The sequence below is a fragment of the Nocardiopsis sinuspersici genome (assembly GCF_001998325.1).
In the GTDB taxonomy this organism is placed as follows: domain Bacteria; phylum Actinomycetota; class Actinomycetes; order Streptosporangiales; family Streptosporangiaceae; genus Nocardiopsis; species Nocardiopsis sinuspersici.
Genome location: NZ_MCOK01000001.1, coordinates 4,855,401 through 4,877,189, shown reverse-complemented (window position 1 = coordinate 4,877,189; position 21,789 = coordinate 4,855,401). Strand labels below are relative to the sequence as shown.

23 protein-coding genes are annotated in these 21,789 nt (G+C 70.7%); 15 read left to right on the top strand and 8 right to left on the bottom strand.

Going from position 1 to position 21,789, the window contains the following annotated elements:
• The first annotated feature begins 38 nt into the window (after positions 1-38).
• The 4 genes from NOSIN_RS28135 (at position 39) to NOSIN_RS21095 (ending at position 2,528) form a co-directional block, all read left to right on the top strand.
• Positions 39-479: a hypothetical protein gene (locus NOSIN_RS28135; protein WP_309232766.1), complete on the top strand. Its 441-nt coding sequence runs from the start codon at positions 39-41 to the stop codon at positions 477-479.
• Complete coding sequence (locus tag NOSIN_RS28130) at positions 479-718, top strand: hypothetical protein (protein ID WP_309232767.1); 240 nt, start codon at positions 479-481, stop codon at positions 716-718. Before NOSIN_RS28135 ends, NOSIN_RS28130 begins: the two co-directional genes overlap by 1 nt.
• Positions 719-818: 100 nt before the next feature.
• A complete protein-coding gene (locus NOSIN_RS21100; protein ID WP_077692415.1) occupies positions 819-1,676 on the top strand; it encodes a helix-turn-helix transcriptional regulator in 858 nt (285 codons plus the stop codon).
• A gap of 81 nt (positions 1,677-1,757) precedes the next feature.
• Complete coding sequence (locus tag NOSIN_RS21095) at positions 1,758-2,528, top strand: glucose 1-dehydrogenase (protein ID WP_077692414.1); 771 nt, start codon at positions 1,758-1,760, stop codon at positions 2,526-2,528.
• A 221-nt stretch (positions 2,529-2,749) separates the two neighbouring features.
• On the opposite strand, the gene NOSIN_RS21090 is transcribed toward NOSIN_RS21095, so the two are convergent.
• Positions 2,750-3,082: a hypothetical protein gene (locus NOSIN_RS21090; RefSeq protein WP_077692413.1), complete on the bottom strand. Its 333-nt coding sequence runs from the start codon at positions 3,080-3,082 to the stop codon at positions 2,750-2,752.
• A 314-nt stretch (positions 3,083-3,396) separates the two neighbouring features.
• On the opposite strand from NOSIN_RS21090, the gene NOSIN_RS27330 reads away from it, so the two are divergent.
• Together NOSIN_RS27330 and NOSIN_RS21080 are read left to right on the top strand one after the other, a co-directional pair.
• The gene (locus tag NOSIN_RS27330) at positions 3,397-3,894 is read left to right on the top strand and encodes a hypothetical protein (protein WP_077692412.1); all 498 of its coding nucleotides are present in this window, start codon (positions 3,397-3,399) and stop codon (positions 3,892-3,894) included.
• A gap of 253 nt (positions 3,895-4,147) precedes the next feature.
• On the top strand, positions 4,148-4,606 hold the full coding sequence (locus NOSIN_RS21080) for a hypothetical protein (RefSeq protein ID WP_077692411.1): 459 nt from the start codon (positions 4,148-4,150) through the stop codon (positions 4,604-4,606).
• Positions 4,607-5,083: 477 nt separating this feature from the next.
• Here NOSIN_RS21080 and NOSIN_RS21075 read toward each other — a convergent pair whose 3' ends face one another.
• Both NOSIN_RS21075 and NOSIN_RS21070 read right to left on the bottom strand, forming a co-directional pair.
• Complete coding sequence (locus tag NOSIN_RS21075) at positions 5,084-7,450, bottom strand: trehalase-like domain-containing protein (protein ID WP_077692410.1); 2,367 nt, start codon at positions 7,448-7,450, stop codon at positions 5,084-5,086.
• A 735-nt stretch (positions 7,451-8,185) separates the two neighbouring features.
• Positions 8,186-8,893: a class I SAM-dependent methyltransferase gene (locus tag NOSIN_RS21070; RefSeq protein ID WP_077692409.1), complete on the bottom strand. Its 708-nt coding sequence runs from the start codon at positions 8,891-8,893 to the stop codon at positions 8,186-8,188.
• A gap of 382 nt (positions 8,894-9,275) precedes the next feature.
• On the opposite strand from NOSIN_RS21070, the gene NOSIN_RS21065 reads away from it, so the two are divergent.
• From NOSIN_RS21065 to hisG, 3 genes are all read left to right on the top strand, one after another.
• On the top strand, positions 9,276-10,109 hold the full coding sequence (locus NOSIN_RS21065) for an SDR family NAD(P)-dependent oxidoreductase (RefSeq protein ID WP_077692408.1): 834 nt from the start codon (positions 9,276-9,278) through the stop codon (positions 10,107-10,109).
• A 147-nt stretch (positions 10,110-10,256) separates the two neighbouring features.
• Positions 10,257-10,520, top strand: a complete 264-nt coding sequence (locus tag NOSIN_RS21060; RefSeq protein WP_014913038.1) for a phosphoribosyl-ATP diphosphatase — start codon at positions 10,257-10,259, stop codon at positions 10,518-10,520.
• A gap of 74 nt (positions 10,521-10,594) precedes the next feature.
• A complete protein-coding gene (hisG, locus tag NOSIN_RS21055; protein WP_077693693.1) occupies positions 10,595-11,449 on the top strand; it encodes an ATP phosphoribosyltransferase in 855 nt (284 codons plus the stop codon).
• A 190-nt stretch (positions 11,450-11,639) separates the two neighbouring features.
• Here the strand turns inward: hisG and NOSIN_RS21050 are convergent, their stop codons facing one another.
• Positions 11,640-12,461, bottom strand: coding sequence for a MerR family transcriptional regulator (locus NOSIN_RS21050; protein WP_077692407.1), 822 nt, complete (start codon positions 12,459-12,461; stop codon positions 11,640-11,642).
• An 84-nt stretch (positions 12,462-12,545) separates the two neighbouring features.
• Here NOSIN_RS21050 and NOSIN_RS21045 point away from each other — a divergent pair, with 84 nt between their 5' ends.
• Positions 12,546-13,298 (top strand): spermine/spermidine synthase domain-containing protein, encoded by a 753-nt coding sequence (locus NOSIN_RS21045; protein ID WP_077692406.1) that lies wholly within the window; start codon positions 12,546-12,548, stop codon positions 13,296-13,298.
• Between the two features lie 134 nt (positions 13,299-13,432).
• Here NOSIN_RS21045 and NOSIN_RS21040 read toward each other — a convergent pair whose 3' ends face one another.
• Entirely contained in the window at positions 13,433-13,651 is a 219-nt protein-coding gene (locus NOSIN_RS21040) for an EF-hand domain-containing protein (protein WP_077692405.1), read from the bottom strand.
• A gap of 320 nt (positions 13,652-13,971) precedes the next feature.
• Between NOSIN_RS21040 and NOSIN_RS21035 the strand changes: the two genes are divergently transcribed.
• The 5 genes from NOSIN_RS21035 to NOSIN_RS21015 all read left to right on the top strand — a co-directional run bounded on the left by NOSIN_RS21035 (position 13,972) and on the right by NOSIN_RS21015 (position 18,521).
• Positions 13,972-14,940, top strand: a complete 969-nt coding sequence (locus NOSIN_RS21035) for a PstS family phosphate ABC transporter substrate-binding protein (RefSeq protein WP_077692404.1) — start codon at positions 13,972-13,974, stop codon at positions 14,938-14,940.
• Between the two features lie 28 nt (positions 14,941-14,968).
• The gene (gene pstC, locus NOSIN_RS21030) at positions 14,969-15,928 is read left to right on the top strand and encodes a phosphate ABC transporter permease subunit PstC (RefSeq protein ID WP_077692403.1); all 960 of its coding nucleotides are present in this window, start codon (positions 14,969-14,971) and stop codon (positions 15,926-15,928) included.
• Positions 15,928-16,875, top strand: coding sequence for a phosphate ABC transporter permease PstA (gene pstA / locus NOSIN_RS21025; RefSeq protein ID WP_077692402.1), 948 nt, complete (start codon positions 15,928-15,930; stop codon positions 16,873-16,875). Before pstC ends, pstA begins: the two co-directional genes overlap by 1 nt.
• Before the next feature lie 116 nt (positions 16,876-16,991).
• A complete protein-coding gene (gene pstB / locus NOSIN_RS21020; protein WP_216349829.1) occupies positions 16,992-17,759 on the top strand; it encodes a phosphate ABC transporter ATP-binding protein PstB in 768 nt (255 codons plus the stop codon).
• Between the two features lie 93 nt (positions 17,760-17,852).
• Entirely contained in the window at positions 17,853-18,521 is a 669-nt protein-coding gene (locus NOSIN_RS21015) for a response regulator transcription factor (RefSeq protein ID WP_077692401.1), read from the top strand.
• A 35-nt stretch (positions 18,522-18,556) separates the two neighbouring features.
• On the opposite strand, the gene NOSIN_RS21010 is transcribed toward NOSIN_RS21015, so the two are convergent.
• From NOSIN_RS21010 to trxA, 3 genes are all read right to left on the bottom strand, one after another.
• On the bottom strand, positions 18,557-19,348 hold the full coding sequence (locus NOSIN_RS21010) for a response regulator transcription factor (protein ID WP_077692400.1): 792 nt from the start codon (positions 19,346-19,348) through the stop codon (positions 18,557-18,559).
• 404 nt (positions 19,349-19,752) lie between these two features.
• Positions 19,753-20,622 (bottom strand): phosphate ABC transporter ATP-binding protein PstB, encoded by an 870-nt coding sequence (pstB, locus tag NOSIN_RS21005; RefSeq protein ID WP_077692399.1) that lies wholly within the window; start codon positions 20,620-20,622, stop codon positions 19,753-19,755.
• Positions 20,623-21,088: 466 nt separating this feature from the next.
• Positions 21,089-21,472: a thioredoxin gene (gene trxA, locus NOSIN_RS21000; protein WP_077692398.1), complete on the bottom strand. Its 384-nt coding sequence runs from the start codon at positions 21,470-21,472 to the stop codon at positions 21,089-21,091.
• Positions 21,473-21,789: the final 317 nt, after the last annotated feature.

The window sequence follows — 21,789 nt, the reverse complement described above, 5'->3', positions numbered from 1 at the left end:
TCCCACGGCCCCTCCCTCCACCATCGGCAAGGACCCGTATGCCCAGCCAGAAGCACCAGGTCCCACTACGGATCATCCAGAATCAGCCCGCCCTGGCTCCGTTCCTGCTCAAGAAGGTCCTGGGCTATGAGCTGCCCGCGCATACCGAGACGACCTTCACCTCGTCCCACCTGGGCAACTGCACGCCCAAGGAGTGGACCAGCGACGAGGCTGTGGTGCTGCGCGATGGCACCCAGGCGGTCCTGGCCATCGCGGTGGAGCGCCAGGACGGCCGGGACAAGGACAAACGCCTGAGCTGGCCCGCCTATTTGTCGGTTCTGCACGGGCGTCTGGAATGCCCGGCGGTGCTGATCGTGCTGTGTCCGGACCGAGCGCTGGCGAGTTGGTGCGCCCAGCCCATGAGAAGCACCGTCCGTTCTACTATGACTATGTACTGGCCGGTCTCAACGAGGCCGCCCGGAAGGAGTTGGAGGGCTTGATGTCCGTGGACACCTACAACTGGCAGAGCGACTTCGCCCGCAAGTACGTTGGCCTCGGCCGCGAAGAGGGCCGCGAAGAGGGAGTGGCCCATAGCGTGGTCGCGGTCCTCACCGCACGCGGCCTCACCGTCTCCGACCAGGTCCGCCGACGCATCGAGTCCTGCACCGACCTGGAGACCCTGGAGGCGTGGGTTCCCAAGGCCGTCACCGTCGACCGCCCCGAGGACCTCTTCGACTGACCTCTTCCGGCGGTCCCGCTGCCCGGTGGGGTGGCCGTGGGCACGCCCCCACGGTCACCGGAGACCCTCTGGAACGAGGCGGCCGTGGTTACCATGGCGCATGGCCAGCGAATCCCCCGCGGCGGCGCGGAACCGCCGCGAGCAGCTCCGCGACTTCCTGCGCACCCGCCGGGCACGGCTCACACCCCGTGACGTCGGCATGGCCGAGGGAGGCGGCAGGCGCCGGACACCGGGCCTGCGGCGCGAGGAGGTCGCCGTGCTGGCCGGGGTGGGCGTCTCCTGGTACACCTGGCTCGAACAGGGACGCGACATCAACGTCTCGGGCGAGGTGCTCGACGCGATCAGCCGGGCGCTGCGCCTGACCGGACCCGAGCGCGCGCACCTGTACGCGCTGGCCGGTCTCAACCCGCCACGGGCCGGCGGGGCACGGGAGACCTCGGTCACCCCGGAGCTGCGGAACCTGATCGACGCGTGGACGCCGCGGCCCGCGATGCTGCGGGACCGGCACTGGAACCTGCTCGCGGTCAACGACGCGGCGCGGACGGTGTTCGGCTACGGCGACACCGACCACAACTGCCTCGTCACGTTCTTCACCAACGCCCGGTACCGCGACATGCACGTCCACTGGGCGTCGGTCGCGCCGGACGTCGTCGCCTCCTTCCGCGCCGACGCGGCGCACTTCCCCGACGACCCGGAGTTCGCCCGGCTGGTCGACGACCTCAGCGCCGTGAGCCCCGAGTTCACCGACCTGTGGTCCCGCCACGACGTGGGCGACCACGTCCAGGCGGTGAAGGCAGTCCTCCACCCCGAAGCCGGTGACCTGGTCTTCGACAAGACGACCCTGACGGTGGCCGACCGCCCGGACTGGCACCTGGAGCTGTACAACCCGCGTCCCGGCACCGGGACCGGGGACCGGCTCGAACGGCTGACGCGGGTCAGGACCGGCGCCCCGGCCTGACCGGCCGCCGAACCTGGTGGTGTCACTCCCCGGACGAACGAGCCCTGTCGGTGCCGCGCTCCGGCTGGAACGTTGAGTCCCATGACACACGACACTTCCCGATTCGACGACAGGACCGCGCTCATCACCGGCGGTACGAGCGGCATGGGGCTGGCCACCGCGCGAAGGCTGCTCTCCGAGGGCGCGCGGGTGGTCATCACCGGGCGCGACAAGAACCGGCTGGACGCCGCGGTCGAGGACCTGGACGGCGGGGACCGCGTCCTCGCGGTCCGCGGTGACGCGGCGAGCCTCGACGACCTCGACGCACTGGCGGACCGGATCCGGGGCCGGTACGGGCGGCTGGACGTGGTCTTCGCCAACGCGGGCGTCGCCTCGTTCCAGCCCAACGGCGACGTCACGGAGGCCGAGTTCGACCGCCTCGTGGACGTCAACTTCAAGGGGGTGTTCTTCACCGTCCAGAAGGCCGTCCCGCTGCTGTCCGACCACGCGGCGATCGTGATCAACGCTTCGTGGACGCTGCACCGCGGCATGCCCGGCGCCACCCTCTACGCGGCGACCAAGGCCGCCGTGCACAACCTGGCGCACACCCTCGCGGCGGAACTGGGGCCGAGGGGGATCCGGGTCAACTCCGTGAGCCCCGGCTACATCGAGACCGCGATGTTCCACGCCGCCGTCCCCGCCGGGCAGAAGGACACCGTCGTCGCCGGGGTGGTGTCGGGCCGCCTCGGTACCGCCGACGACGTCGCGGGCGCGGTCGCCTTCCTCGCCTCAGATGACGCGGCCTACGTCAACGGACAGGACCTGGTCATCGACGGCGGCCTGGTCGCCGCCATCCCCGGGGCGGCGGTGTAGCCGTGGCCGCCGGGCCGGCGCCGAGCTGACGAACTGACAGGGACGTCCCCGGTCCCCGGCGGGCCTGGTCCTCGGCGGGCCCGGTCCCCGGCGGGCCCCGGTCCGCTCCTTCGCGGGCCGGGGCCCTCGCACGGGGCCGGGACGGCGGCCCCGTGCGGTGGTGCCCGCTCGGCCCCCGAGACGGCGTGCGGGCGGCGCGGAGCAGCGGAGTCCGGCGCGCGTCAGACGGTGCGCTCGTCGACGCCGATGGCGCCGACACCGCTGCTGAACCAGGCGCACTCGCCCTGGGACTGGCCGGACCTCCCCGGCCTCAGCGTGACCCAGTGGCCGTTCACGTCCGGAGCCCGGCCGCAGACGACGACGGCCCGGAACTTCATGGCGCGGTCGGTGCGGTTGACGCAGAAGGCGATTCCCACGTCGGGGTCGTTGTTGTGCCTGAAGGTGTCGCAGTCCAGCACCAGGGCGGACGCCGGGACGGGAGTGAGGACCGTGCCGAGGACGACGGCCGCGGCACCGGTCGCGAGAACGCGCTTCAGGCCAGAGAAACCGGACATGCGTTTCCTTTCGGGAGGAATGAAACACAGGGTGCCTCCATCGCTACGGATGGTGGCCAACTCTGGTGTTTCCTCGCCGCGACCCCCGGAATCCTTTCGCACGATCTTTTCCCGTACCTGGCCGGCCAGGTTCTTCCGCTCCGGCCCGTCCGGGGCGGTGGCGCGTCCAAAGGGAGCGCCCGGTTCGGGAGTCCCTCGGGCCGAGCACCCCGGAAGCATGGCGTAACACAGCGTTGAACACTAGTTGCCGTTGGTGCGGGCGGGGTAGTCGCCACAGGAACGTCCGGGGAACGGACACCGGAGAGGAGAGAGGGATGCGGATGTCGATCGACCGGTTGAAGCTCTGGTTGGGCGCGGTTCCGGCCGCGGTGGTCGCTTCCTCGGTGCTGGCTCTCAGCGCCTGCGGGGACGGGGGCACCGCCGGGGGCGAGGAGGGCCCCGACGTCGAGGACGTGCAGGAGGACGGCGAGGGCGACGAGGAGGGGGACGGGGACGACGAGAACGTCGAGCTGGGCAGCACGGTGACGGTCTCCTCCGAGGTCACGGAGGTGCTGTCCAACCAGTCGTTCCGGCTGGAGGGAACCGACGACTGGGAGAACGACCCGCTGCTCGTGGTCTCGGCGCGGCAGGCGGACGTCGCCGCGGGCGATGTCGTCGAGGTGACCGGCACGGTCGAGGAGTTCGAGTACACCACCTACAGCGAGGACTACTCGCTCGCGGAGGAGGGCGACTACGAGCACTTCGAGGAGCAGCGGTTCATCGTGGCCGACCAGGTGAGCCAGGTCGCCTCGCCTTCGCCCGGCACCGAGTAGCGGTGGGGCGTGTCGGCAGGGCCCGCTCGGCGCCGCTGGTGCCGACACCGCCGCTGTGGGCCGCGCACCGGCCCCGGGGCCGGCCGGAGGCCTTGGCGAGGGAGGGGCCGTCCGGTCCGGGAATCCCTCAGACCAGGCGCTCCGGAACCACGATGTAACACATTGTTAAATCCTCGTTGCCGCTGGTTCGTAAGGGGTAGTCGCCGTCAGGAATGTCTGAAGGACAGGCGTCAGAGAGGAGAGAGGGATACAGATGTCGATCGACCAGTTGAAGTTCTGGATGCGCGCGCTCTCGGCCGCGGCGGTCGCTTCCTCGGTGCTGGCTCTCAGCGCCTGCGGGGAGGACACCGCCGGGGGCGAGCAGGGAACCGACGTCGAGGACGTGCAGGAGGACGGCGGCGAAGGCGCTGACGTGGGCAGCACGGTGACGGTCTCCTCCGAGGTCACGGAGGTGCTGTCCAGCCAGTCGTTCCGGCTGGAGGGAGCCGACGACTGGGAGAACGACCCGCTGCTCGTGGTCTCCGCGGAGCAGGCGAACGTCAGTGAGGGCGACGTCGTCGAGGTGACCGGCACGGTCGAGGACTTCGACTACACCACCTACAGCGAGGACTACGAGCTCGGGGACGAGGGCGTCTACGAGGACTTCGACGACCAGAGGTTCATCGTGGCCGACCAGGTGAGCCCGGTCGCCTCGCCCTCGCCCGACGAGTAGCGGCTGGCGCATCGGCGGAAGGCGGCGGTCGGCGTAGTCCGCTCGGCTGCGCGACCGGGTCCGTGGGGCGGGAGCGGCCGGAATCGGCCGGGCTCGCCGCCCCCGGGCCCGGTCGGCCACGGTCGCGCTGGTTCATCCGCCAGCAGGCCCGAAAAGTGGGGGTTTCGTATGCCGCCGAACCCGGGGAGCGCGGTTTTGTGCGCTGCGGTGTTCTGATGCGTGAGATTCGTGTGCGCTCAGAGGGTTTGGAGAGAAGATCACGGGCAGGTAACAACTACGGCGTTCTCCTGGCGTCGAAGCGGTTCCCGCGAGGAACCGCGGCTCCCACCCGGTCCCGGGCTCTCCTCCCGGGACCATCCCTTCCATCGGAAGGGTCGTTGCGGAGTAACTGTGTGCCGGACGAGGTTCCCGGGTTTCCCGGTCCAGGGGGGCGATCGGGAAACCCGGGAACCTCGACGGAGTCAGCCGGAGCGGATCCTAGAAGCGGTCGAGCAACTGGGCGCAGCGGATCAGGCCCAGGTGCGAGTACGCCTGCGGGTGGTTGCCCAGGGCCCGCTCGGTCACCGGATCGAACTCCTCCGGGATGAGCCCGGTCGGCCCGGCGCAGTCCACCAGGTGCTTGAACAGCTCCTCGGCCTCCGCGCGGCGCCCGGTCAGCAGGTAGGCCTCGATCAGCCACGTGGTGCACAGGTGGAAACCACCCTCACCACCGGGCAGGCCGTCGTCGCGGTGGTACCGGTAGACCGTCGGGCCGTTGCGCAGCTCCGCCTCCACGGCCGTCACGGTGGCCTGGAAGCGCTCGTCGGTCGGGTCGATCAGCCCGGACAGGCCGATGTGCAGCGACGCCGCGTCCAGGTCGGTGCCGTCGTAGGCGGTCGTGAAGGCCTGCGCCTCCTCGTTCCAGCCCTTCTCCAGCACCTCGGCGGCGATGTCGTCGCGCAGCCCCGGCCAGGACGGGTCCACCTCGCGGCCGTACCGCCCGGCCAGGTCGACGGCGCGGTCCAGGGTCACCCAGCACATCACCTTGGAGTAGACGCGCTGACGGGGCTCGTCGCGCTCCTCCCAGATGCCGTGGTCGGGCTCGTGCCAGCGCCGGGCGACGGCCTCGGCCATCGACCGCACCAGGTGCCAGTCGCGGTCGGCGAGCGTGCCGCGCACCGACGACAGCTTCGCGATCAGCTCCACGACGGGGCCGAACACGTCCATCTGCACCTGGTGGTCGGCCAGGTTGCCGATCCGGACCGGCCGCGACCCCGCGTACCCCGACAGCGACTCCACGACCTCCTCCGGACCCAGGTTGGTGCCCCGCAGCGAGTACAGCGGGCGCAGCAGCTCCGGTCCGGGCAGCGACTCCACGACCCGGTGCACCCAGTCCAGGAACTCCTCGGCCTCGGCCGTGGAACCCAGGGAGACCAGCGACTGCACGGTCAGGGCGCCGTCGCGCAGCCAGCAGTACCGGTAGTCCCAGTTGCGGACGCCGCCGATCTCCTCGGGCAGCGACGTGGTCGCGGCGGCCATCACGCCGCCGGTCGAGGTACACAGCCCGCGCAGGGTGAGTGCGCTGCGCGCCGCGAGCTGCTGGGCGGTGTCGGGCAGGGTGAGGCCGTCGAGCCAGGTCGACCAGTGCTCGTCGGCCATCCGCTGGCGCTCGGACTCGGGCAGCGTCGCGCGCACGAGGGAGTCGGTGCCGCAGCGCAGCTCCAGCACCACCGGGTGGTCCGAGGACGGGTGGACGACCGCGCGGGCGACGTCGGCGACGCCGTCGTGCTCGACCTCCCAGTCCACACCGGGCGAGTACAGCGCCATCGGGAAGTCGGCGCCCTCCACGAGCAGGCCGTTCTCCTGGCGGGTGATGCGCACGGGCGCGCGGCCGAAGTCGGGGCGGGGCGCGAACTCGACGGTCGCCGGGGTGACGCCGCTGATCACCCGGACGAGGTCGCTGCGGCCCTGCGGGTTGCCGTGGGCGAGGTAGTCGGTGACGTCCATGCGCGACCAGCGGGTGCGCACGGTCATGGTGCCGGGCAGGTAGCGCTGGCCCAGCGGCCGGCCGCCGTGGGCGGGGGCGATGGCGAACACGCCTGCCTGCCGGCCGCCCAGGACCTCGGCGAACAGGGCGCCCGAGTCGGGCTCGGGGTGGCAGAACCAGAGCAGGCGCGCGTCCGGGCCGACGAGGGCGACCGAGTTCTGGTTGGAGAGCATCGACATGCGCTCGATGGGGGTCGGGCGCTCGCCGAACACCCAGGAGCGGCGCTCGGTGGCCAGCACGGACAGCAGGGACGCGGCGCTCGGGGTGTCGGGCACGCGGTGGGGGGCCACGGTGGGCTCCTCACCGACCCGCACACCGGCGTCGGCGCCGTTCAGCCGCATGAAGACGGGCTCCTCGCCGTCGCCGCCGCCGATGTAGAGGGTGGCGTTGGCCCCGACCTGCTCGCGGAGCAGCTCCAGTGCGGCGGCCTTGTCGGCGGGCGAGGTGTCGGGACCGGCCGCGGCGCCGGGACCGATGGTCAGGTCGGTGTCGAACTCGGTTCCGTGCGCGCCGACAAGGCGCACCTCGGCGGGCAGGCGCGAGAGCGCGGCCAGGTCCCGCAGAGGACGGGAGGAGATGACCGCGCACACGGTGCCGGGCAGGTCGGCCAGGTCGCGCAGCGCTCGCAGGGCCTCGGGCAGCGGTCGCCCGTGTGCCGGGTCGACCGGGGCGAGGGCGCCGTCGTAGTCACAGGCGACGAGTAGTCGCGAGGTTCTGGCCAGAGCGGAGACACGCTGCCGGACGTCCACGGGCATGCCCGTGGAGACGGTGCTCTCCGGGAATCCCGGAACCGCCTCGACCGCTTGGGTGAGCGTCACGTTGCCTCCTCCATCGGTCCATATGACCTGGGGAAATGGGTGATCTGTAGGACTCCGCGCGCATGATGCCGGTTCACGCTGATACGGGTGTGGGAAAAGGTGAGCCCAGGGCTTGTGGCGCGGGACGGGACTTCAGGGGATAGTTGGGGAGAGTCCCTCAGGAGCTTTTTTACGTATATGCGGGCAAAGTGGGTCGTGCCAGACGCAAAGAGCCGGTCCACAAGAAGTCAACGCGAGACTACCCCCGCCTCACCCGTACCTGCGACATCAGATTCCGGTGATGCAGGTCACGAATCGGCCGCAAAAGGGCAGGAAAGCCGTGTCTCCCGGCTCGCGCGAGCCCGCGATCACCCGCTGTCATGGAGGATCGGCCGCGCCCGGCCCCGGAGACGGCCGCGGACCGCCGACCGGCCTCGGGGACGTGCCGTGAAGCACACCGGCGGCGCCGGCCGGGCACGTCCCGGTGAGCCGGCCGGGAAACGGGACCCGGGACCACCGCGGGTGCGAGGTGAGGGGCCTCCTCGCTGATGATCTTGCTCCTGGTGGCACTGTCGGCGTTCCGCAGTGTCACCAGGAGCAAGATCACCGTGGGCGGGCGGGCCCTGACGAACGGAGGGCCCGCCACGTGGAGTGGCGGGCCCCGTGGCTGTGGGATCCGTCGGCCGGACGGCCGGAGGGCTCAGGCGGTCGGACGCCCGGGCGCCCGAACGGTCGGGCGGTCGGGCGTCCGCACGCTCAGGAGGTCTTCCCGGGCTTGCGGAGGTGGTGCACCCACGCGGGCGGGATGTTGGCGAACACCTTCTCGGAGCCGATGCCGTACCGGTCGATCCACTCCTGCACCAGCCAGCTCGTACGCGCCTGGCGCAGGTAGTCCTCGCGGCGGGCGATGACCGCCTTGACCTCCTTGGTGTAGAGGTAGCCGTAGAAGGACATCGTCCCGCCCGGTTCGAGCACCTCGAAGTAGTAGTCGAGGATCTCCCGGACGGTGTCGACGTCGAAGTTCGCGAACGGCAGGCCCGACACGATCACGTCGTAGGAGCGGTCGGTGCCCATGTCGTTGACGAGCTTGGCGTGCACCTCGACGCTGTCGGAGACCTTGGACATGACCGGGTCGGTCTCCAGCAGGTCCTCGACGTGGGCGGCGAACTCGGGGTTGGACTCCACGAGGTCGGCGGTGTCCCCGGGGCGCATCGCCGCGGCGATCCCGCGGCTGATCGCGCCGGTCCCCGCGCCCGCCTCCAGGATGCGCAGCGGCCGGTCGGGTTCGGGTCGTTGTCGGACGTACTCGGCCATCGCGTGGGCCAGGGCGGTGCTGCTGGGAACGATGGAACCGGTGGCGTGGAAGGTTCGTAGCGCCTGGCTGAAGAACAGCCGGGTGTCACGCAGGCGCTCGTCCAACCTCAGGGAGGAGAAGGGTCCGGTAGGACTGTGGGTCTCGGACATACCCGAACGCTAACGCCTCGGCCCCGTCCGAGGGGAGGCGGCACGACCGGTGAACCGGGAAAAGACGCTCCGGGACGGCCGCGGCCAGGCCTCCGCCCGTGTCGGACCAGGGTTCGTTCCGGCACCGGGCCGGGTTCCCCCGGCGCCGGTCCAGACCTCTTCCGGCACCGGGCCGGGTTCCCCAGCACTGGTCCAGACCTCTTCCGGCACCGGGCCGGGTTCCCCCGACCCCGGTCCAGACCTCTTCCGGCACCGGGCCGGGTTCCCCAGCACTGGTCCAGACCTCTTCCGGCACCGGGCCGGGTTCCCCCGACCCCGGGCCGGCCCCCTTCCGGCACCGGGACCTCCGGGGACCCGCCCCGCGACGTCCTATTCTGGGGATATGAGCGAAGCGGCCGGCACCTCCGAGACTCCCGACCACACCCGGACCGCGATGGTCACCGGAGCCTCCAGCGGGATCGGCGAGGAGTTCGCACGCAGGCTCGCCGAGCGCGGTTACTCCCTGATCCTCGTGGCCCGCCGGGTCGAGGAGCTCGAAGCCCTCGCCGCGGAGCTCCGCGTCCGCTACGGGTCCGCCGCCCAGCCCCTGCCCGCCGACCTCGGCACCGAGGAGGGCCTCTCCCAGGTCGCCAAGCGGCTGTCGGCCGACGGAAGCGGCGCCGACGCACCCGTCGACCTGCTCGTCAACAACGCCGGACGCGGCGACGGCGGTCCCTTCGCCGAGCAGGACCCCGCCGAGATCGACTCCATGCTCGACCTCAACGTGCGCGCGGTCGTCCAGTTGGCCCGCGCCGTCCTGCCGGTGCAGATCGCCCGCAAGAGGGAGGGGCGGACCCGGGGCGGGGTCGGCGTCATCAACGTCTCCTCCGTCGCGGGCGAGGTCACCGCCAACCCCGGCGGCTCGGTGTACGGGGCGGGCAAGAAGTTCGTCAGCCTGTGGAGCGAGAGCGTCGCCGCCGAGGTCTCCGAGCACGGCGTGAGCGTCACCGCGGTCCTGCCCGGCTTCGTACGCACCGACATGACCCGCAGGGTCCAGGAGAGCGGGCTGCCCGCGTTCGCGTTCGTCCCCAAGGAGCGGGTCGTCCGCGATTCCCTCACCGCCTGGGCCGCCGGACGCCCCAGGATCGTCCCCGGGGCCCAGTACAAGGCCGCCACGGGCATCCTGCGCCTCCTGCCCAAGCCGCTCGTGCGCGCCGTCGCGCGCAGGGTCCAGTGAGGCGGGGTTCCACCGGGCCCCGGTGCGGGCGCGGGCGGGATGTGGCCTATTCCGCGACCACATGCTGAGACACCCTCGATCCGGTGCGGCATCGGGACGCCGGACCGCCTACGCTGGTAGCGCATCTGCCGGTCGAGGAAAGACGCCATGAAGACCTTCGAAGAGCTGTTCGCCGAGCTGTCCGAGAAGGCGCGCTCCCGCCCCGAGGGGTCAGGGACCGTCGCCCAGCTCGACGCCGGTGTCCATGCCATCGGCAAGAAGGTCGTCGAGGAGGCCGCCGAGGTCTGGATGGCCGCCGAGTACGAGTCGGACGAACAGGCGGCCGAAGAGATCTCCCAGCTCCTCTACCACCTCCAGGTCCTGATGCTGGCGCGCGGGCTGCGCCTTGAGGACGTCTACAAGCATCTGTAGGTCGGCGCGCACCCTTCGCGCGTACCGGCCCCTGACGGACGTCCCCGTAACCGCAGCCACAGAAAGCCGTGAACATGCCCGACATGCTGAGAATCGCCGTGCCCAACAAGGGCCAGCTCTCCGAACCCGCCGTGGAGATGCTGCGCGAGGCCGGCTACCGCCAGCGCAAGAGCAGCCGCGACCTGGTCATGGTCGACCCCGACAACGACACCGAGTTCTTCTTCCTGCGCCCCAAGGACATCGCCGTCTACGTCGGTGAGGGCATCCTCCAGGCCGGGATCACCGGACGCGACATGCTGCTCGACTCCGGCGCTCCCGTGGACGAGGTCCTCCCGCTGGGCTTCGGCGGGTCCACCTTCCGCTTCGCCGCCCCCGGCGGCGCGGACATGAAGGTGTCCGACCTCAACGGCAAGCGGATCGCCACGTCCTTCGACGGGCTCCTGCGCTCCTACCTGGACAAGCAGGGCGTCGACGCCCGCGTCATCCACCTGGACGGCGCGGTCGAGAGCTCCGTCAAGCTCGGCGTCGCCGACGCCGTCGCCGACGTGGTCTCCACCGGGACCACCCTGCGCCAGGCGGGCATGGAGACCTTCGGCGACCCGATCCTGGTCTCCGAGGCGGTCGTCATCCGGCCCACCGGTGCGGGGGAGGACCCCCAGATCGAGACGATGCTGCGCCGTCTGCGCGGCGTCCTGGTCGCCCGCGACTACGTGATGATGGACTACGACGTGCACGCCGAGCGCCTGGAGGCGGCGGTCGCGCTCACTCCGGGCATGGAGGGGCCGACGGTCTCCCCGCTGCACCGCGAGGGCTGGGTCGCGGTCCGGTCGATGGTGCGGCGCAAGGACGCCCAGCGCATCATGGACGACCTGTGGCAGCTCGGCGCCCGCGCCATCCTGGTCACCGACATCTACGCCTGCCGCCTGTGACGTACCGGCCGCAGGTGCTGCCCGTGTGAGGGGTGGGCCCCGCCTCCCGTCGGTCCTTTGCCCACGGCGCGGTTCGACCGCCGAGAGTCCGTGAGTACGGGACCACGGCGGGCGGGGCCCCTCCGTGTCCTCGCCGGCCCGCGCCGCCTCCGGCCGGTGCGCCGGCGCACCGGCGCGCCGGTTCCCGCGGTCAGCCGTCCAGGACGGACCGGTCCGTCTCCAGGGGGCGCAGCCCGACGGCGAACTCCACACCACTGTCGTAGTCGACCTGCCGCAGTGTTCCCACGTCGGCGAACATCCCGTCGACCCGGTGGCCGAACAGGTGGGACAGCGCGAGGGTGAGGCCGCCGAGGGTCTCGGGGCCCGGCACCAGCAGGTAGGACTCGGTTCCCTCCCCGTACTCCACGAGCCCGACACCCCCGGGAAGCGGCGGCGACGGTGCGCCCGCCGCCGCGACCGGTACGCACACCCGCACGCACATCCGGGACGCCCCGCTCCCCGCCACCGGCTCCGGGGACCTCCACCACCGGCCGTCGACGTCCCAGCCGCGCTCGTGGGCCACACCGCCGAGCACGTCCGCCAGCGCCGAGGTGTCGGCGCGCATGCGGTCCGTGTCGTAGTCCTCGCCGTACTCGGCGGTCACCGCCGTGACCGCGGTGCGCGCCCGCCTGGCGCGGACCCCGACCTCCGGCTCCCACGCCAGGGCGGCGGACGCCTCCGCCAGCGCACGGTCCTGCTCGCTCCGCTCCCGCCGGAGGTCCTCGGCGTGCCGGCGCAGGACCTCCGGCGCGAGGCCGGGGTCGTCGACCAGCCGGCGGATCCGGGGCAGGTCCAGGCCGGCGCGGCGCAGGGCGAGGATCCGTCCGGCGCGCCCGATCTGGTCGACGGTGTACCAGCGGAACTGCGTGTCCGCGTCCACCCGGGCCGGCACCAGCAGGCCCTGGGAGTGGTAGTGGCGCAGCGCCTTGGCCGAGAGGCCGGTGAGTTGGCTGAACGTGCCGATGGGAAGCATGGTTCCACTCTGGGCCTTCCCCCGAGGGGAAGGTCAAGCCGGTGTTCGCACCACCGCGGAGCGTGGCACGGGCACAATGTGAGGATGAACCAGCGAACCCCAGACGTTGCCCGAACCGACCTCCACGAGCACGGGGAAGACCTCCACGAGCCCGAGGGGGAGACGGTCACGCTGGCCAGGGTGACCGGGGAGACCGGTGGCGACCTCGTGCTGCGCCGGGCGGGCGCGCACTACGAGATCTACTCCAACGGCCTGTTCCTCATGGACACCCGCGACGGGACCTCCGAGCGGGAGATGGTGCGCGCCGGCCTCGCCGCGCTCCCCGCGGGCCGCTCCCGTTCCCGCGTGCTCATCGGCGGGCTGGGTGTGGGCTTCTCCGCCCGCGAGGCGCTGGACCACTCCAAGGTGTCGAGGGTGGACGTGGTGGAGCTCGAACCCCAGGTGATCGCCTGGCACGACGGCGAGCTGGGAGAGGCCGCCGAGTACGTGCACCAGGACCCGCGATGCAGGGTCGTCAACGCCGACATCGTCGCGTGGCTGGAGGAGGCCGCCTCCGCCGACAAGCCCGTCCGCTACGACGTGATCTGCCTGGACACCGACAACGGGCCCGACTGGACGGTGGTGGAGAACAACAACCGCCTCTACGAGGCCTCGGGGCTGGAGCGGCTCACCCGACTGCTCACCCCCGGCGGGGCGCTGGTCTTCTGGAGCGCCAACGCGGTGCCCTCCTTCGAGGAGCTGCTGCGCGGGCGGTTCGCGTCGGTGGAGGTCATCGAGGTCCCGGTCGCCCGGGGCGTGCCCGACAACCTCTACCTGGCACGCGAACCGCTGACGTGACCGGGGACGCGCGGCGCCACCGTCAGTGCGGGGCCTGCCGGGGCGCCCGGGCCTCCCGGGGCGCCCGCGCACGCGCCCAGGAGCCCCGGACACGTGCGAGCGGGACGGCGGCGTAGGGCGAGTCCACCGGAGGCTCAGCTCCGGGTGTCGGACATGTAGGCCGTGAACTCGTCCAGGGTGATCAGCCCGTCGCCGTCCTCGTCCATGGCCTTGATCGCCCCCAGGGCCTGGTCCTCGGTGCAGCTGTCCCCCAGGCGGTGCATCAGGTCGGCGTACTCCTGGGCGGAGATGCGCCCGTCGCTGTCGGCGTCGACGAACGCGAAGGTCGTCGCGTACTCGTTGGTGTCGGGCATCTTCGTCTCCAGGGGCTCGCGGGGCGGGATCCGGCGAAAGGCTACCGGTAGGCGCCGCCCGTGTGGAGTGCGCCACGGCGTCCGGCACCCAGCGGACCACTCGACATGGACCAAGGGTCACCGGGCCGGTGCTTTCGGTGGCGCCACGCGGCCGACACAGTGAATCGAGTCGTCGCCTTCATCTTTCGTTCACCTTTTCTCTCTTCGCTGCTCAGACGAGGGCTCTTGCATGGGAGTGTGCCCGGCGAACGCGCCGGGACTTCCCGAAACGGGTCGGCGGTCCCCCTGCCGGCTGAGGTTCAAGAGTCAAGGATTTCTACGTGATCTCTAAGAAGTGGCTTCAGGTCGCCGGTGTCGCCGGAGCTTTTCCTTTCATCCTCACCGCCTGCGGTGGCGGCGATGACGCCGATGCCTCCGGTGGAGGCAGCGAGCTGTCCGGACAGATCCAGATCGACGGCTCCAGCACCGTGGGCCCGCTCTCCGAGGTCGCCGCCGAACTGTTCATGCAGAAGAACTCCGGAGTCCAGGTCTCGGTCGCCATGTCGGGCACCGGCGGCGGCTTCGAGCGGTTCTGCAACGGCGAGACCGACATGAACGACGCCTCCCGCGAGATCTCGGAGGAGGAGGTCGCACTCTGCGAGGAGAACGGCATCGCCTACGAGGACGTCCAGGTCGCCAACGACGCCCTGGCCCTCGTCGTCAACCCCGAGAACCCGGTCGACTGCCTGACCGTCGACCAGGCCAAGCAGATCTGGGACGAGGGCTCCTCCGTCACCACCTGGGGTGACGTCGAAGGCCTGGAGAGCGGTGACATCGCGGACTCGGAGATCACCCTCTACGGCCCCGGTACGGACTCCGGCACCTTCGACTACTTCACCGAGGCGATCAACGGTGAGGAGGGCCGCATCCGCACCGACTACACCGACATCGGCGAGGACGACCAGGCCGCCGTGGTCGGCGTCGAGGGCGACGTCAACGCCATGGCCTACATCCCCTACTCCTACTTCACCGAGGCCGGCGACTCGATCAAGCCGCTCCAGATCGACAGCGGCGAGGGCTGCGTCGAGCCGACCCTGGAGAACGTCCAGTCGGGCGCCTACACCCCGCTGGGCCGCGGCCTCTTCGTCTACGCCAGCGACGTCGCCCTGGAGCGCGAGGAGTCGGTGGCCTTCATGAACTTCTACATCGAGAACTCCACCGAGATCACCGAGACCGCCGGCTTCATCCCGCTGACCGAGGAGCAGATGACCGCCAGCAACGAGCAGATCGCCTCGCTCACCGGTAACTGACGAACCCCGACCTGAGAGCCAATCAGCCATGGCACACAGCAGCATGGCGGCTTCCACGGCCGGCGCGAGCCCGCGCCGGCCGTTGGCGGGCGCCGGAACATCCCGCTGGGGGGAGAAGGTCATCAAGACCTTCCTCGCCCTGTGCGCGGCCTTCTCCATCCTGGTCACGACGGGGATCGTCATCTCCCTCGTCGTCCCGACGGTGAACTTCTTCGGCCAGATCCCGCTGGTGGAGTTCCTGACCGGCACGACCTGGGCCCCGGCGTTCGCCAACCCCTCCTTCGGCGTCCTGCCGATCGTCGTGGGCACCCTGATCGTCGTCGTCACCGCGCTGGCGGTCGCGATCCCGGTCGGCCTCGCCTCGGCCATCTACCTGTCGGAGTACGCCTCCTCCCGGGTGCGCAAGGTGGTCAAGCCCGCGCTGGAGGTCCTGGAGGGCATCCCGACCGTCGCGATCGGCCTCTTCGCGTTCTTCTTCATGCGTCCGCTGGCCGAGCGGTACCTCCCGTTCCTCCCCTGGGACACCCCGTTCTCCATCGGTATCGCCGGTGTGGCCGTGGGCCTGCTGATCGTCCCGCTGGTCGCCTCCGTCTCCGAGGACGCGATGCGCTCGGTCCCCGCCGGACTGCGTGAGGGCGCCTACGCCCTGGGCGCCAGCAAGATGCGGGTGTCGATGCGTGTGATCTTCCCGGCCGCGATCTCCGGCATCATCGCCGCGGTCGTCCTGGGCACGTCGCGCGCCATCGGCGAGACGATGGTCGTCCTCATCGCCGCGGGCGCCGGAAACCCGAACCTGACGTTCAACTGGTTCGGCTCGGCCCAGACCATGACCGCCTACATCGGCGGCACCGCCACGGGTGACATCTCGCAGGGCACGGTCGTCTACGACACGATCTTCGCGGTCGGCGCCCTGCTGTTCACGATGACCCTGACCATGAACATCATCGCGACCCGCCTGGTCCGCCGCTTCCGTGAGGTGTACGAGTAATGGTCATCCAGAAGGGCAAGCAGCCCCAGAGGGCGCGCCTGGCCGTGGCGGGGGCACGCAACGCCACCGAGAGCGTGTTCGGCGCGAGTTCGCGCGCGGACCGCATCGGCAACGTGCTCTTCCGCTCCCTGCTGCTGCTCGGCATGGGATTCGCCCTCCTCGGCATGGTGTCCATCATCGTCTGGTCGTTCGTCGACGGCGCACCCCGGCTGGACATGAACCTGATCACCGCGGGCCCCTCCTCCATCACGCCGGAGACCGCCGGATACCGCACCGCGATCCTCGGGTCGCTGTACGTGATCGGCGGCGTCATCCTGTTCATCGTCCCCGTGGGCGTGGGCGCGGCGGTCTACCTGGAGGAGTACGCCGACCAGACCCGGTGGTGGAACCGCCTCATCGAGGTCAACATCCAAAACCTCGCCGCGGTGCCCTCCATCGTCTTCGGCATCCTGGGCCTGGCGTTCATCGTGCGCGGCCCGCTCGACCTCGGCTTCGTCGCCGCGGCGGGGTCGCTCACACTGTCGCTGCTGGTCCTGCCCACCGTCATCCTCGCCTCCCGCGAGGCGATCCGGGCCGTGCCGCCGTCCACCCGCCTGGGCTCCCTCGGGCTGGGGGCCACCCAGTGGCAGACCATCTGGCACCACGTCCTGCCCGGAGCGCTGCCCGGCATCATCACCGGCGTCATCCTGTCCGTGTCCCGCGCCATCGGTGAGGCGGCACCGCTGCTGCTGGTCGGCGCGGTCACCTTCGTGATGTTCGACCCGTCGTTCTTCGAGGGCCAGTTCTCCGTGCTCCCCGTCCAGATCTTCAACTACGCGGGCCGCCCCCAGGAGGAGTTCCGCGTGCTGGCGTCCGCGGGCGTCATCCTCATGCTGGCCGTGCTCCTGGTGATGAACTCCTTCGCCATCTGGCTGCGCAACCACTACGAGAACAAGAACGCGAGGTGAGCACGGTGCCGGACAACAGTGGGCACGAGACCACCGGGACCGCTCCCGGGACCACCGGGACGGCTCCCGGGACCGCTCCCGGAGGCGTCGGCACCGCCTCCCCGGACGAGGTCCCCGTGTTCGAGCTCGGTGACGTGTCGGTCTCCTACAACGGGAACCCCGCCCTGGCGGGCGTGACCATGGACATCGGCGCCAAGGAGATCACCGCGTTCATCGGTCCCTCCGGCTGCGGCAAGTCGACCCTGCTGCGCTCCCTGAACCGGATGAACGACCTCATCCCGGGAGCGCGGGTGCGGGGGGAGCTGCTGTACAAGGGCACCGACCTGTACGGCGCCTCCGTGGACGCGGTCCAGGTCCGCAAGCGCATCGGCATGGTCTTCCAGAAGCCCAACCCCTTCCCCAAGTCGATCTACGACAACGTCGCCTTCGGCCCCCGCACCGTGGGGATGAAGGGCAGCATGGACGAGATCGTGGAGAAGGCGCTGCGGGGGGCCGCGCTGTGGGAGGAGGTCAGCGACCGGCTCCGGGAGAGCGCGTACAGCCTCTCCGGCGGACAGCAGCAGCGGCTGTGCATCGCCCGCGCGATCGCGGTGGAGCCCGACGTCATCCTGATGGACGAGCCCTGCTCGGCGCTCGACCCCATCTCGACGGTCCGGGTCGAGGACCTCATGGCGGAGCTGAAGAACCACTACTCGATCGTCATCGTCACCCACAACATGCACCAGGCCGCGCGTGTGGCCGACCGCACGGCCTTCTTCTCGGTCCAGGTCGACGACACGGGACGCCGGATCGGCCAGTTGATCGAGGCCGACGAGACGGGGACGATCTTCACCAAGCCGACGGACAAGAGGACTGAGGACTACATCAGCGGCAGAGTCGGATGAGCCGGGTGTCTCAGAGTGTCGCCACACAGAACAGGACCACGGAGCACGGACGGGGCCCGGCCCCTGCTGCTCGCCGCGGAAGGGGACCGGGAGGTGGCCGCCGAGCTCGGTGAGGTGCTCTCGGCCGAACCGGTCAACGTCCTGTACTGCGCCGACACCCGGGACGCGCTGGCGCTCCTGGAACGCAGCGCCCCCGACGCCGTGCTCGTGGGCCCCTTCCCGGGGCCCTTCAGCACGCCGGACTTCCTGAGGTCGGTGCGACTCTCGGACCGCGCCCTGCCCATCGCCGTGGGGGCGCCGGCGGGGGACGCGGGATACGCGGACCGGGCGCGTGCCCTGGGCGCGACCCTCGTGGTGCAGAGGCCGTACCGGAGGGAGGGCCTGGTCACCGCGCTGAGATCGCTGCTCGGCGGACACGCCGGGCACACGGGGCCCTCCGCGGTCCTGGGGCCCATAGAGCTCGGGAGACTGCGCATCGAGGGCACCGCGCCGGAGTTCCTGCTCGACGGCCGGCCGGTGCCCGTTCCCCCCACCGAGTTCCTGCTGCTGCGGTACCTGGCGGAGCGGGTGGGCGCCGTCGTTCCCCGGCACGAGCTGGTCCGTGCCGCCTGGGGGGACGCCGCGGTACGCGGCAACACCCTCAACGTCCACATCATGCGTCTGCGCAAGAGGCTGGAGGACGGCGGGCCCCGGGCGCGGTGGATCACCACGGTCCACGGGATCGGTTACCGCTTCACGGTTCCCGGAGCCGACGGGGAGTGAACGGCCGGGGACGGGGGGCGCGCGGACCTTCGGCGTCAGGAGGCCGCGTCCGCGTCGAGCCGGTAACCGATGCCCCGCACCGTGTGGATGAACCTGGGCCGGGCCTCGGAGTCGCCCAGCTTGTGCCGCAGGCGGCGGATGTGCACGGCGATCGTGTTGTTGACCGGGGGCAGCGGCTTGTGCCAGACCTCGGTCCACAGCTCCTCGCGGCTGACCACCCTGCCGTTGTTCCTGAGCAGGAAGTCCATGATCCCGAACTCCCGCAGCGCCAGGTTGACCGGCTCGCCGTCCACGAACAGCCGGTGTCCCAGCGCGTCCAGCTCCAGCGCGCCCGAGCGCAGCGCGGTGGGGGAGACGGAGCGGTCGGAGCCGCCTCCGTCCGGCCCCGGCAGCGATCCGCGCAGCAGGGCCGCCAGCTCCGGGATCCGGTAGGGGCGGCTGACGCAGGCGGTGGCCCCCACGGCCAGCGCGCGCATCGCCCGCTGGGAGTCGCCGGGGCCCACTCCGATGAGGATGGGGATCTCCGTCGCCCGCCGGGTCACCCGTACCAGCGTCTCCAGGTCCACCTCCGGCGGGTCCGCGCTGGTCACCAGGGTGTCCGGGCGCATCATCCCCACCCGCAGCAGCGCCTCGGCGCCGTCCACGCACACCGTGATGTCCACGTCGTGTCCGCTCAGCGACAGCACCAGTTGGTGGGACTGCTCCGACTCCGGCTCCACCAGGAGCACGCGAATGGGCCCCTCGGGCCGCCCCGCGCGCTCCATCACGCCGTCCTCGGCCGGTGCGGCCGGGAACGGAACGGTGGCGGAGGATGTGAGCGCGGTCATGGGAGGTCCACTTCGTCTAAGAGGGGACTGCGGCAGACTGGCCGGCCCGGCCCGGTGGAGCCCCTGCCTGCGGCCACATCTGTCCGGAGGGGGCTGCGATGGGCGGTCCAGTCCGGTTCAGCGCGGCTCAGCCGAAGCGGCCCCCTGTCGGCGGCCACATCTGTTCGGAAGAGCTGCGTCGGGCGGTCAGCGCGGCTCAGCCGAGGCGGCCCCCTGTCGGCGGCCACATCTGTTCGGAAGAGCTGCGTCGGGCGGTCAGCGCGGCTCAGCCGAGGCGGCCCCCTGTCAGCGGCCACATCTGTTCGGAAGAGCTGCGTCGGGCGGTCCAGGTCGGCTCAGCCGAAGCGGCCCCCTGTCGGCGGCCACATCTGTTCGGAAGAGCTGCGTCGGGCGGTCAGCGCGGCTCAGCCGAAGCGGCCGCTGATATAGTCCTCGGTCCTCTGGTCGGAGGGCTTGCTGAAGATCGTCGCGGTCTCGTCGAATTCCACGAGGCTGCCGTAGCGGTCGCCCCCGTCGTCCACGCCGGCGGTGAAGAACGCCGTACGGTCGGACACGCGCGCCGCCTGCTGCATGTTGTGCGTGACGATCACGATGGTGTACTCGCTGGCCAGCTCGTACATCAGGTCCTCGATCTTGAGGGTCGCGATGGGGTCGAGCGCCGAGCAGGGCTCGTCCATCAGGATCACCTCGGGGTTGACCGCGATCGCGCGGGCGATGCACAGCCGCTGCTGCTGTCCGCCGGAGAGGGCGAAGGCACTGGCCTTCAGCTTGTCCTTGACCTCGTCCCACAGCGCGGCCTTCGTGAGCGACTCCTCGACGATCTCGTCCAGGCCGTTCCGGACACCCATGATGCGCGGGCCGAAGGCCACGTTGTCGTAGATCGACTTGGGGAACGGGTTGGGCTTCTGGAAGACCATGCCGATGCGGCGGCGCACCTCGATGGGGTCCACCTCGGGGCCGTACAGGTCCTCACCGTGGTAGGTGACCTCTCCCTCGACGCGTGCGCCGGGGATGAGGTCGTTCATGCGGTTGAGGGTGCGCAGGACGGTGCTCTTGCCGCAGCCGGACGGGCCGATCATGGCGGTGATCTGGCGGGGGCCCACCTTCAGGTCCACGTCGCGCACGGCCTTGTTGTCCCCGTAGTAGACCGAGAGGCCGGAAACGTCGAAGACGGGGTCGCCCAGGCCGGGAACCTCGCGGTTGTACCGGATGGTGTCGGGGACGACGCGACCGGTCTCGGTTCCCGAGAGGGATGCGGTGTTGCTGACAGACATGGGGCCACTTCCGTGTCGGACGGTGCTCGCGCGTTCATGGAGGGCGGAACCGGCGGAGCGCGGTCGTATCCCATGGAAATATGCCTGTGTGAAGTGTGGGTGAACGAACCCCGTGACCGAGGTGAACGTGGGCGGTGGACTCGGCGGACCCGTGAACGCCGGGCGTGGTCCGCCCGTCACCGAAGGAGTTCGCCAGGGGACTCTCCGCCTCGCGGCCGCGCCGACCAGCCCGCCCGCGGGACCTCCTCGCCCCCTCCCACCACGGCGGAGAGCGAGCACGGGCAGATGACCGGGTACGAACCCGTTGGTGACCTCCCGTCCTGTCTGGACGGATTTCTCCGCTTCCCCGGGCGGCCCGAGGGCTCGCGACGGGAAGCGGATCGGAGTCCGTGCGTCCGGCCCCGGACACACGAGTGCCCCGGACACCCCACCGTGGCGGGGTGTCCGGGGCACTCGGGATGTGGGTCTACTCCTGGGCGTCCTGGGACTCGGCGCCCTGCTCGTCGATCTTCTGGCGGACCTCGTCCATGTCCAGCTCCCGGGCCTGGGTGACCAGGCTCTCCAGAGCCTCGGCGGGCAGTGCGCCGGGCTCGTTGTAGATGACGGTGCGCTCGCGCACGATCATCAGGGTCGGGATGGACTGGATCTTGAACTCGAAGGCGAGTTCGCGCTGCGCCTCGGTGTCCACCTTGGCGTGCACGATGTCGGTGTGCTTCTCCGAGGAGGTCTCGAACACCGGGGCGAACTGCCGGCAGGGACCGCACCAGTCCGCCCAGAAGTCGATGAGGACGAAGTCGTTGTCCTTCAGCGTTTCCGCGAAGTTGTCCTTGGTGAGCTCGACCGTGGGCACGTGGTCTCCTGTATCTGTTCGTTGGTTGGTGTCGACCGTCGGCCAACCGCCATCTCTCGTGACTACAGCGGTCGTGCCCACTCGTTTGTTCCGCATGCGTCCCGAAGACTACGGGCCGTGCCGGTCGACCGGTTGTTTTCCGCCTAAACAAGCTCTACATACCTGTTTGGGCGGAAAGATGAGTGATGGTTAGTGTCAGAGGGGTACGTGCCCGGCATGGCGGCCCTCGTGGACCTCACGGAGGCCGGACACACGAGTTCCCTGGTGAAAGGGGTGAGCGATTGGGTTCCGAGACGCGCCCGGAGGACTCACGGGGG